Origin of the sequence: Carboxydocella sp. ULO1 (assembly GCF_002049255.1) — a bacterium.
Lineage (GTDB): Bacteria > Bacillota.
Map to the genome: position 1 here is coordinate 1 of NZ_BDLQ01000150.1, position 221 is coordinate 221.

General features: G+C 37.6%; 1 protein-coding gene. It reads left to right on the plus strand.

Annotation, left to right across the window (positions count from 1 at the left end; genetic code table 11):
• Positions 1–221, plus strand: a 221-nt coding sequence (locus tag ULO1_RS14120) for a DUF4372 domain-containing protein (protein ID WP_143325474.1), incomplete at both ends; no start/stop codon positions are given.

A 221-nucleotide genomic window follows, 5' to 3' on the forward strand; every position in this document is an offset into this window, starting at 1 on the left:
GACAAATACGTTAAAAAACTGACAGCACTTAAGCTATTCTATCTTCTGGCCTATGCCCAGTTAGAACAATTAAAAGGTCTACGGGATATTAGCAATAGCTTAAATAACGACCTTCAAAGTATATGCATTGCTCTTGACTCTATAAGCCATTCTCAGATATCACGTAGGCTGAACGCATTGCCAGTAAGCATTTTTAAAGCAATCTTTCAAGATCTTACGCG